Origin of the sequence: Nocardia mexicana NBRC 108244 (assembly GCF_001613165.1) — a bacterium.
Lineage (GTDB): Bacteria > Actinomycetota > Actinomycetes > Mycobacteriales > Mycobacteriaceae > Nocardia > Nocardia mexicana.
The window spans coordinates 1-10,191 of the sequence record NZ_BDBV01000093.1; the positions used below are offsets into that span (position 1 = coordinate 1).

The window sequence follows — 10,191 nt, forward strand, 5'->3', positions numbered from 1 at the left end:
GGCCGCGTGCCGGACATGACGGAGGGCTGCATGCCGGACATGGCGGAGAGGGCTCACGCCGGACATGACGGAGGGTTGGCGCGTGCCCGGAAGTGAGAGGCGTGCGCTGAGCTTACGGATGTAATTCCGCGCCCCGGTTTTTCGGGTCATGCGCGCGGTGGGGCTGGGGCCGTAAGGTTCAGCCGTCTTCTCCGCGCGTTGCGTTGTCCGAGGGGTGCAGTCGCAGGGCGATGGAGTTGATGCAGTACCGCTTGTCGGTCGGGGTCGGATAACCCTCACCCTCGAAGACGTGTCCGAGGTGGCTGTGGCAGGTGGCGCACAGCACCTCGACGCGCCGCATGCCCAGCGTGTCGTCCGCGCGCAACAGCACCGCGTCGGATTCGGCCGGGTCGAAGAACGACGGCCAGCCGCAGTGCGAGTGGAACTTCTCGGCGCTGCGGAAGAGTTCGGCGCCGCATGCCCGGCACTCGTACACCCCGGCGGTCTCGGTATCGGTGTATTCGCCGGTGAAGGCGCGCTCGGTGGCGGCGTCGCGCAGCACCGCGTATTCCTGCGGCGTCAGCCGCGTCCGCCACTCCTGCGGGGTGAGCTCGATCTTCGGAGCGGGCAGTGACGTCTCGGAGTCGGAACTCATGAGCGCGAGTCTAATTGCCGCGCCGCACGGCTCGACGAGTCGCCCGGCCCGGACCGGGATTGCGAAAGGTTTGCGGCCGACTCATCCCTCGGCGATCATCACCTGATTACCGTCCGGGTCGGCGGCCGTGAAGTACGTCCCCCACGGTTCGACGGTCACGTCGCTGACCTCGACCCCGGCGGCCGACAGGCGTTCCCGGGTGGCATGGACATCGTCGCAGGCGAAGTGCAGATACGCGCCCTCCCCGGGCTGCTTGCCGAACGCCGCCGCGGGGGACAGCACAATCGACGTCTGCGCACCGGGCGGAACGACCTCGACCCACCGCGCGCCCGGGAACATCTCGTCGTCACGCACGAGCTCGAAGCCCAACTGCTGGACGTAGAACCGCACCGATGCCGCCTGATCGGCGACGTACATCACGGCATGGCTGATGCGAGTGATCACGAACGCCTCCCGCCGTCTCGGGTCGTCGATGTCAGGTGAGGGCGCCCGCCTGCGATTCCGCGTGGGGGTCCGCCTGTTTGCCGTCTCCGGCGGGGGCGTCGGAGACGTCGTTGCCGTTGCGGCGCCCGCCGGAATCCTTCGCGGATTCGGATGGGCCGTCCGGCCGCGCCGCGTTCTCCGGCAGCAGGAACACCGGATCGATGCCCGAGGCCAGCCGCCCCTCGCGCCGCGCGGCCAGGTACCGGTCGCCGAGCACACAGAACACCACGAGCAGCAGCATGGTCCAGCCGAGCGTGACGCGCAGGTATTCCAGGGTGCGCCCGGTGCTCTGCCAGTGGTCGAGCAGCCACTTGTCGTAGGTCATGAACCCGAAGATCGCGAGCCAGGCGGGCCAGTTGCGCAGCACCGAATTGCGCAGCACCACCGACATCAGGAACGGGAACAGCATCATCGAGTAGTACTGCTGGCCCAGGGACGTCCACACGAATTCGGTGGTGAGCAGCACGCCCGACGCGGTCAGGATGAAGAACAGCTCGTCGTGCAGGTAGTAGCGGTACAGCAGCCACAGCGAAATCAGTACGACGGCCGCCAGCGCGATGCGGATGGTCCAGGTCAGCCACGTGTCCAGGCCCCAGTACGCGGCGCTGCCCGGAATGGAGCTGTTGAAGTAGTCGCGCGCTTCCAGCGAGTACGGCACGGTCCGGCGGATGTAGTCCATCGGATCCTTGATCAACGGCCAGGCGATGGCCATCAGCACGATCGGCACGCCCAGTCCGGTGATGAACACCTTCCACTGCCGCCGCGCCAGCGGTATCAGCAGCAGCGGGGCCAGCGTCGGTTTGACCGCGATCGTCAAGCCCATCACGAACCCGGCCCACAGGTCGCGGCGCTGCAGCAGCAGATGGATGAAAATGACCTCGGCCAGCAGGATGCAGCCGTTGACATTGCCGAAACCCAGTGTGTTGATGACGGTTTCGGAGGCGAACATCAGCAGCAGCGTCAGCGGCGCGGCATAGGAGCGGACGCTGAACTTGAACAGCTTCAGCAGCAGATACCAGGCCGCGATGATCGCGACGGCGTTGAGCGCGACGAAGCACCACTTCGACTTTTCCGGGTCGATCAGTGCCAGCGGCGCGACCAGCAGCGTGCCGCTGGGCGGGTACAGGTAGTGCGGGTCGACGAGATCGAAGTTCTCGCCGTAGATGGGCCGACCGTTCAGAAACGCGAGCGACGCCTTGTACACCGGCGCGAAATCGTCGGTGATGTTGAAGTTGGTGCCCTCGACGAATATCTGATGCAACACGGTCATGACCGCGAACGGCCACAGTGCGAAGTTCAGGACCTCGGAGGTGGTTCGAGCGGTGCGTGGCTCGAGCTGACGAAGGAACACTGGGGCACGGTACACCGGAAACCCCGTCCAGGGTTGCCTCGACCCGGTGTTCGGCGCCGTATTCGTGTCGCGGACTTCGTCACCGCCGGACTCAGGCCGGGCAGGCGGTGCCGTCCTGCGGCAGCTTCGCATCCTTCAGGTAGTCGACGAGATACTGCTGCGCGCAGCCGGTGTGGGTGAACACCGGATGCCCCCAGCCCTGCCATTCGACGGTGGCGACGCGCGCCCCGGCGGCACCGAGCGCGCCGGTGACCGCGGGCCGCCCGTCGCCGCCCACCACCGGGTCGGCGGCGGTGCCCAGCACGAGCACCGGTTCGGTGTACTTCTGCGGCAGCTGGGCCGCGTTGGGCACCGGCCACGCGGTGCACGCCATCAGCTCGGTCGCGGCGGCCTTGCCGAACACCGGATACTGTGCGCCCCACGTGGTCTGCAGTTCCTTGGCCCGGGTGGGCGTGGCGGGCTGCTGGTTGTCGCTGCAGCGCGCGACGAACTGGCCGTCCGCGGCGACGGCCGCCGATTCGCGCAGTACCAGATTCCCGATCGGCCCCCGGTCGCCGCGCCCGGCCGCGGCCAGCGCATCGGCGAGTTCCCGTACGCGGCTCGTCTGGTCGGCGCGCGGATCGCCGAGGAAGCCGGAGATGGTCGTGAGCAGCGCGTTCGCCGACAGGTCGCCCAGTTCGCCGCGTCCGGCCCGGTTCACCAGATCCGTGACGGCGCCCCGCGGATCCGGCCCCAGCGCACAGCCGACTCCGGCGCAGCGCTGCGCGAATCCGGTCAGCGCCGCCTCGGCGCCCTTGACCCGCTGCTCGGCCCGGCCGACGGCGTCGGCGTTGACGGCTTCCGGCGAGTCGAGGGCCAGGCGCGAGAGATGGTCGCCGAATTTGGCGGCGTAGCTGAGCGCGACCCGGGCGCCGTTGCCACTGCCGATCAGCGCGATCCGGTCCACCTGCCACTGCTTGCGCAGCTGCTCGATGTCGTCGGCGGCGTGTGTGGCGTCGAAGGTGCCCTGGTACGGCTGCAGGAAGTCCTGGCAGGCGATGGTGGCGTCCTGGCTGAGCTTGGCCACCGTGTCGACGGGATCGCCACCGCCGGGGGCGAATTGGCCGTTGTCGGCCAGCGCGCGCCGGGTGTCGTCGGTCATGCAGTCGATCGGCTGGGAACTGCCCATGCCCCTGCGGTCCACGGCGACGATCGGGTGGGCGCCCAGCAGCGCGGAGGCCGGGCCCGCCGCCAGGCCGGCCACGGTGGCGGTGGAGGATCGGTCGTCGCCGGAGGTCAATACTATCGGTGCGGCGTCGGCGGGGGTCTGCTGCAGCCGGGCCCGCACCGCGCCGTTGCGGAACGTGCCGAGAATGGAGCCGCCCGCGTCGATGGGCGTGGAGTACTCGGCGCATTCGAAGATCAGTCCGGGCGGCGGTGCGCCCAGACCCAGCAGATTGAACGTGGGTACCGCGCACTCGCGCCAGTTCAGGTCGGTCTTGGGCTGCTGCAGCGCCGGGGGCGCGGGCGGCGCGGACGTGCTCGGGCGGGCGGGCCCACCGGCCTCGTGCGGTCGTTCCACCGCGACCGCGGGCCGCTCCGAGGGCCCCGCGCCGCAGGCGGCGGTGAGGAGAACCGTCAGCGATGACGTTGCCAGCAGTGCGGCCCGGATCCAGCGCATGCGATACAGCCTGCCAGGTCGATCGCGCCGTTTCAGCTCTGGGTGTGTGCCCGCTCCCATCGGGTCAGCAGGGTGCCGTCGTCGTCGGTCAGCACGTGGCGCAGCGCCATCGGGGTGGGCAAGGCATTGGGCGACACCGCAATTCGCCCCGCCGTACCGCCGACGAGCAGGGGCGACACGGTGAGGCACAGCTCGTCGGCGGCACCCGCCGAGATCAGTTCGCCGAACAGTGAGGGCCCGCCCTCGCACAGCACCCGCAGCAGTCCGCGCGCGGCCAGCGCGGCGCGGAGATCGGCCGCGGTGACCGTGGTGTCACCGGCCTCGACCACCTCCGCCCCCGCATCGGTGAGTAGCTCCTTGCGATCGGCGGGCGCGGCGGCGGTGGTGAGCACGATCGGCGGGCGGACGGTGTCGGTGAACAACTTGCCCGCCGGATCCAGGGCCGCGCTCGCGGTGACCACGGCAATGGGCGGCGGTGCGCCGTCGGCGGCGCCGCCGAGGCCGTGCCGGTGCAGCCGGATGCGGCGGCGGGCATCGGTGCGGGCGCCGCCGTAGTTCTCGGCCCGCGCGGTACCGGCGCCGACGACGATCACATCGGCCAGGTCGCGCAGGATCGCGAAGACGTCGTGGTCGGCGCCGGTGCCGAGGGCTCCCGAGCGCCCGTCCACCGTGACGGCGCCGTCGATGCTGGCGACGAAGTTGGCTCGGATCCACGGGGATTCGAGCCGGGCCGGATAGGCGTACAGGCGCACCAGGTCGTCGGGGCTCAGTGCTGTGAACTGGATCGCATTGGGAGCACGCTGCATAAGAACCGATCACACCACGTCAGTACGCTACTCGGGTGCAACAACGCCTCGTCGATCGTCATCCGGAGGTTCCGGCCGATCAGCTCATCGCCCAGATGGTGCCGCCGCCCACATTCGACGAGGTGAGTTTCGCCTCCTACATTCCCGACCCGCAGGAGCCGACCCAGGCCGCGGCCGTGCAGCGGGCCGAGCAGTTCGCCGGGCAGGTGGCCAAGATTCACGCCGCGGCGGGCAAGAAGAGCCTGTTCGGTAAGAAGAAGCAGGTCGACGGCGCGGGCCTGTACCTCGACGGCGGCTTCGGCGTGGGCAAGACCCACCTGCTGGCCTCGATTTACCACGCCGCGCCGGCGCCGAAGTCGTTCGGGACGTTCGGCGAGGTGACCAATCTCGTCGGCGCGCTGGGATTCACCAATGCCGTGGAGCGGCTGTCGGGCAACAGCGTGCTGTGCATCGACGAGTTCGAGCTCGACGACCCCGGCGACACCATGCTGGTCTCGCGGCTGCTGACCGAGCTGACCGCGCGCGGGGTGTCGGTGGCCGCGACGTCGAATACGCTGCCGGATCAGTTGGGCGAGGGCCGCTTCGCGGCACAGGACTTCCTGCGCGAGATCCGCAAGCTGGGCTCGCTGTTCGATCCCGTCCGGGTCGACGGACCGGACTATCGCCACCGCGACCTGCCCCCGGCGCCGGAACCGACCGCGGCCGGGCAGCTGGCCGAGAAGGCCGCCGCCACACCGGGTTCCACGCTCGACGAGTTCGATGCGCTGCTGCAGCACCTGAGCACGCTGCACCCGTCGCGCTACGGGGCGCTGATCGCGGGGGTGTCGGCGGTATTCGTCTCGGGCGTGCACACCATCACCGATCAGGCGGTCGCACTGCGCATGGTGGTGCTGACCGACCGGCTCTACGACGCCGGGATCCCGGTCACCGTCTCGGGCGTGAAGCTGGATCAGATCTTCTCCGAGGAGATGCTCGGCGGCGGCTATCGCAAGAAGTACCTGCGCGCGATCTCGCGCCTGCTGGCGCTGTCCCGCTTCGAGGTGCCCGCCTAACCGACCGACCACTCGGTGTACCGTGACGAATCGGTGGGGCCGAGCAGGAGGAGTTGTCATGGTCCGGCGTTCGATTCGAGGCACCGCGGCGGTCGCCGTGGCCGCCACCCTTGCACTCGGCCCGGCGGCGGGGACCGCCCTCGCCGCCGATCCTCCGGCGGCCACCGCGTCGGTCACCGTCGATACCGCCGACCGCTCGCTGCACCTGCAGGGCGTGCAGAACGCCCGGGATGTCGGCGGCTATCGCACCACCGACGGCCGCACCGTGCAGACGGGACTGGTCTTCCGCAGCGGTGAACTGAGCAAGGCCACCGACGCCGATCTCGCCGCGCTCACCGATCGCGGGCTGAAGTTCGACGACGACCTGCGCACCGGCTACGAGCGCGCCTTCGCCCCCGACCGGGTGCCCGCGGGCGCGGCACTGCACATCGACGATGTGATCGGCCAGGCGCCGCCGCAGGTCATGGCCTCGACGCTGGTGGCGGGCACGGATCTGTACCGCGCCTTCATCACCGCGCCCGGCGCGAACGAGGGCTTCGCGTCGATCCTGCACGACATCATCGACACCGACGACGGCTCGGTGCTGTTCCACTGCACCGCGGGCAAGGACCGCACCGGCTGGATGTCCGCGGTGCTGCTGACCGTCCTGGGCGTCGACCGCGACACGGTGAACTACGACTTCCTGCTGTCGAACCACTACCGCAACGCCGGGGACAACGACCCGCTCAACGGCGTGGTCCTCCCCGCCCTCGACGCCGCCTTCGACCAGGTGGACCAGACCTACGGCAGCTTCGACAACTACGTCCACGAGGGCCTGAAGCTGACCGACGGCGATATCGCCGCGCTGCAGGCGAAAATGCTGAGCTGACCGCTGCGCCGCGCATCGAGGTGCGGTTCAGAGCTCCTTGTACAGGACGTAGTCGTGGCAGAGCTGGGAACCGACGGTGGTGGTTTTCGTGCCGATGGTGCGGAAACCGTGTCTGGCGTAGAAACGCTGGGCGCGTACGTTGTCCTGGTTGACGCCCAGCCACACACCGGCGTAACCGCCGCGCCGGGCGGTGTCGACGGCGGCGTGCATCAGCGCCGTCGATACCCCGGCGCCGTGATGGCCGGGTAGCACATAGAGCTTGCTGATCTCGGCCACGGGGCGGCGGTCGATCGCCGCGGCGAGCTCCGGATCGGTGGGATCGCCCGCCACCAGCATCGCGTAGCCGACGATATCGCCACCGGCGGTCGCCTTGAGGATGGTGCGATCGGGATCGGTGAGATAGTCACCGAAGCGTTCGCCGGACAGTATCTCCGCCACGAACGTCTCGATATCCGTCGGCTCCAGCTCGGGCGGGCAGGCCAGCGGAAAGGTCGCTGCCGCAACGTCACTGAGGGCCTCGGCGTCCCACAATCCGGCCCGGTCGACGGTGACTGGGATGTCGCTCATTCCTCCAGTACAGCATGGCCGGATTTCGGACCGACCGGTTTCCCCGCCGTCGGGCGGGCATGGAAGAACCGGGCCGCGACGATCAGGACGAACGCGAACACCAGGGGTAGTACGAACCCGATCCGGCGGCTGGTCGCGTCGGCCAGCGCGCCCACCAGACCGCCGCCGATCAGCGTGCCCGCGTAGTTGAACAGGTTGAGCCGGGCGATCAGCGCATCCAGGCCCCGCCCGCCGGTGAGCTGCCCGGCCTCGCTGAAGCACAGCGGTGCGATGACCGGCAGCCCGATCCCGGCGATCAGGAATCCGGCGATCGCCGCGTACGGACCCGGCGCCAGCACGACCAGGGCCAGCCCGACGGCGCCGATCGTCGCGGCCACCCGCACCACCGCGCGCGGCCCGAACCGGCGCACCCACAGGTCGCCGGTGAGCCGCCCGGTCAGCGAGGCGCCCTGATAGGCGGCCAGCGCCAGCGCCGCCGTCGCCGACGAGGCCGTGAGCTCGTCGCGCAGGTACAGCGCCGACCAGCTGCCGACCGCGAGATCGACGGCGAACATCAGCGCCATCGCCACCCCGATGGCCAGATACGCGCGCAGCGCCACCGATTCCGCGGCCGCCGATTCGTCGGGTTCGGCCTCGGCCTGCCGGGTGCCCAGCAGCCGCGGCCCGAGCAGCAGGCCGCCTACCAGCACGATCGCCGCCGCGGTGAACACCGCCACGGGTAGCGACACATCCAGGCTCTCGCAGCCGGAGACGAACAGCGCGCCCAGAATCGAGCCGGCGCTCCAGGCCGCGTAGAACGACGAAAGCACGACCTTGCCGTACCCGTGCTGGATGAACACCGCCTGCATATTGGTGGCGGCGTCGACCACGCCGACCGCGATGCCGTATCCGGCCAACGCCACGAACAGCACCGCGACGTTCGGCGCCAGCGCGATGCCCGCACCCGTCGCCGCGATCAGACCCAGCCCGAACCGCAGCGCGAGTCGGCTCGACCAGCGCACCGCCAGCCGCTCGGCCGTCACGCTGCCCGCCGCCGCCAGCAGCGAGATCAGCACGGTCGCCAGCAGGATCTGGGTATCGCTGAGCCCGAACCGATCCCGCTGCTGCGGCAGTTCGGTGAGAATGACGGCGAGGAAGAACCCCTGGAGCCCGAACGCCACCGAATTGGCCGCCCGCGCCGCCCGCAGAGTCGATACAGGGGCGTATCCGCCAGCGTCCATCGGCGAATTTTAGCCGCCGGGCAGCGGCCGCGTGGTCCGAAAGGCCACCGCCGCACCGGGTGTCCGAAAAGTGCCAACGGCACCTTGGTGAATCTTGATCAATCCGTGTCGAATTCGCACGTAACGACGCATCCCGGGGCCCGATGATCACGCTGGGCTCCCGGTTGGATAACGAAACCAGGCACGAGTACGTGAAGGGCCCTGACAGTTGCGGCAATCTGGAAGGAGCGGGTCGAATCGGGCCCGCTGGGTGTAGTGGCAGGGGAAGTGGTCGCGTGAGCACGAAGGAACTGAAAGAAGTAGAGCGCGGGCATGCGCCGGTGCTGTCCCCGCCCGAGTCGGCGAATCTCCCGGTGGTGGAACCCAATCCGCGCGGACACCAGGCCGGGGAGCGCTGCCGGGAGGCCGGCTGCGGAAACTGCCACTGGGATGTGCAGCGGCTGAAATACTGGCTGCGCGGGCGGCTGCTGGCCTCCGGCGCGGACGACGCCGACGTGGACAAGCCGCTGGGCGCGCAGACACCGTCGCTGCTGTGGCGGCGCGGCAACCGGCTGTGCGCGATCGAGGTGCGCAGCGAGCCGGTGTCGCTGTCCCACGCGCAGGAGCGCACGGCGCGATTGCGTGCCGTCGGCTGCGACGAGGTGCTGTGGCTGTGCCCGCCCGGCTTCTGGGTCGCGCAGCTGCCGGCGCTGGGTGTCGACGATTTCGCGCCGCAGGTGTGCGACTACCGGGTGGTCGCGGGCCTGGTGGCGGCGGGGCCGTCCGGTGTGGTGGTGCCGCGGGAGAAACCCTGGGCAGTAAGAGAATTCATCGAAGATTGGGTGGCCGGGGCGCTGGCCTGGGGATACCGCGACGAAAGCACGGGAGGATGGGCCACAGTGACCGACTGGGAGCAGCACACGCGTGCGCAAGCCCTTGTCATCGCACAGCAGCGCCAGGAACTGGTGAACCAGCGCACGGCGCTGGCGCTGGCGCGCAAGGCGACTCGTGACAAGGCCAAGCAGGTGCACAAGCTGCTGCACCGGCTCGAACGCGCCGAGGAGACCGCCGACCAGCTCGACGCCACGCGCCGCCGGTTGGTCGATCACAACCGGGTCGACGCCACCCTGCGGGTGACCATCGCGAAACAGCGGGAGGCGCTGCTGCACTGGCAGCTGATCACCTGTTTCGCCATGCTCGTGATCGTCACGTTCATCGCGGCGGGGTTGATGCTGCGCTGATCACAGGGACTCGGGGGAGTGCTGCCCTGGCCCGGGTCAGGGCAGCACGCGCCCCGCGGCAGCGGCTCCGGCCGTGCCGAGTCCGGCGCTGCCGACCACGATCGCCCAGGCCAGCGGGCCGAGCGGGACGCATCCGAAGAACCGGTTCAATCCCGGCGTCATGATGATGGCGGCGAGTAGGGCGGAGCTGCCCGCGACCGTCGTCCACACCAGCGGACTGCGGTAACCGATCACCAGCGTCTGGCCCAGCTGCGTGCCGATCAGCGCCGCGAGCGCCATGGTCTCGGCCCGGCGCCGGCGGCCGGTGGCGCGGCCCAGCAGCCAGGCGGC

At 69.8% G+C, this 10,191-nt stretch carries 11 protein-coding genes; 3 read left to right on the forward strand and 8 right to left on the reverse strand.

Features of this window, described 5'->3' with window-relative positions; translation table 11 throughout:
* Nucleotides 1–178: 178 nt before the first annotated feature.
* From msrB to NM1_RS32415, 5 genes are all read right to left on the reverse strand, one after another.
* A complete protein-coding gene (gene msrB, locus NM1_RS32395) occupies nt 179–634 on the reverse strand; it encodes a peptide-methionine (R)-S-oxide reductase MsrB (protein WP_068028844.1) in 456 nt (151 codons plus the stop codon).
* Between the two features lie 81 nt (nt 635–715).
* On the reverse strand, nt 716–1,078 hold the full coding sequence (locus NM1_RS32400; RefSeq protein WP_068028847.1) for a VOC family protein: 363 nt from the start codon (nt 1,076–1,078) through the stop codon (nt 716–718).
* 31 nt (nt 1,079–1,109) lie between these two features.
* Nucleotides 1,110–2,468: a glycosyltransferase family 87 protein gene (locus NM1_RS32405; protein WP_246011625.1), complete on the reverse strand. Its 1,359-nt coding sequence runs from the start codon at nt 2,466–2,468 to the stop codon at nt 1,110–1,112.
* 91 nt (nt 2,469–2,559) lie between these two features.
* A complete protein-coding gene (locus tag NM1_RS32410) occupies nt 2,560–4,128 on the reverse strand; it encodes an alpha/beta hydrolase (RefSeq protein WP_068028849.1) in 1,569 nt (522 codons plus the stop codon).
* A gap of 32 nt (nt 4,129–4,160) precedes the next feature.
* Nucleotides 4,161–4,934 carry a pyrimidine reductase family protein gene (locus NM1_RS32415; RefSeq protein ID WP_068028852.1) on the reverse strand — a complete coding sequence of 258 codons (774 nt, stop codon included), beginning with the start codon at nt 4,932–4,934 and terminating at the stop codon, nt 4,161–4,163.
* A 35-nt stretch (nt 4,935–4,969) separates the two neighbouring features.
* On the opposite strand from NM1_RS32415, the gene zapE reads away from it, so the two are divergent.
* Both zapE and NM1_RS32425 read left to right on the forward strand, forming a co-directional pair.
* The gene (gene zapE, locus NM1_RS32420) at nt 4,970–5,986 is read left to right on the forward strand and encodes a cell division protein ZapE (protein ID WP_068028855.1); all 1,017 of its coding nucleotides are present in this window, start codon (nt 4,970–4,972) and stop codon (nt 5,984–5,986) included.
* A gap of 58 nt (nt 5,987–6,044) precedes the next feature.
* Nucleotides 6,045–6,854, forward strand: a complete 810-nt coding sequence (locus NM1_RS32425; RefSeq protein ID WP_068028857.1) for a tyrosine-protein phosphatase — start codon at nt 6,045–6,047, stop codon at nt 6,852–6,854.
* Nucleotides 6,855–6,881: 27 nt separating this feature from the next.
* Here NM1_RS32425 and NM1_RS32430 read toward each other — a convergent pair whose 3' ends face one another.
* A complete protein-coding gene (locus NM1_RS32430) occupies nt 6,882–7,412 on the reverse strand; it encodes a GNAT family N-acetyltransferase (protein ID WP_068028864.1) in 531 nt (176 codons plus the stop codon).
* 5 nt (nt 7,413–7,417) lie between these two features.
* Entirely contained in the window at nt 7,418–8,641 is a 1,224-nt protein-coding gene (locus tag NM1_RS32435; RefSeq protein WP_068028861.1) for an MFS transporter, read from the reverse strand.
* Between the two features lie 275 nt (nt 8,642–8,916).
* Here NM1_RS32435 and NM1_RS32440 point away from each other — a divergent pair, with 275 nt between their 5' ends.
* The gene (locus tag NM1_RS32440) at nt 8,917–9,861 is read left to right on the forward strand and encodes a hypothetical protein (protein ID WP_211339530.1); all 945 of its coding nucleotides are present in this window, start codon (nt 8,917–8,919) and stop codon (nt 9,859–9,861) included.
* 36 nt (nt 9,862–9,897) lie between these two features.
* Here the strand turns inward: NM1_RS32440 and NM1_RS32445 are convergent.
* On the reverse strand, nt 9,898–10,191 hold a 294-nt coding region (locus tag NM1_RS32445; protein WP_157124049.1), incomplete at its 5' end, for a cation transporting ATPase C-terminal domain-containing protein.

What these genes read in the sequence shown, in the direction of transcription:
- NM1_RS32410 (WP_068028849.1), bottom strand. Translation starts at nt 4,128, where the DNA reads ATGCGCTGGATCCGGGCCGCACTGCTGGCAACGTCATCGCTGACGGTT.
- NM1_RS32435 (WP_068028861.1), bottom strand. Translation starts at nt 8,641, where the DNA reads ATGGACGCTGGCGGATACGCCCCTGTATCGACTCTGCGGGCGGCGCGG.
- NM1_RS32415 (WP_068028852.1), bottom strand. Translation starts at nt 4,934, where the DNA reads ATGCAGCGTGCTCCCAATGCGATCCAGTTCACAGCACTGAGCCCCGAC.
- msrB (WP_068028844.1), bottom strand. Translation starts at nt 634, where the DNA reads ATGAGTTCCGACTCCGAGACGTCACTGCCCGCTCCGAAGATCGAGCTC.
- NM1_RS32425 (WP_068028857.1), top strand. Translation starts at nt 6,045, where the DNA reads ATGGTCCGGCGTTCGATTCGAGGCACCGCGGCGGTCGCCGTGGCCGCC.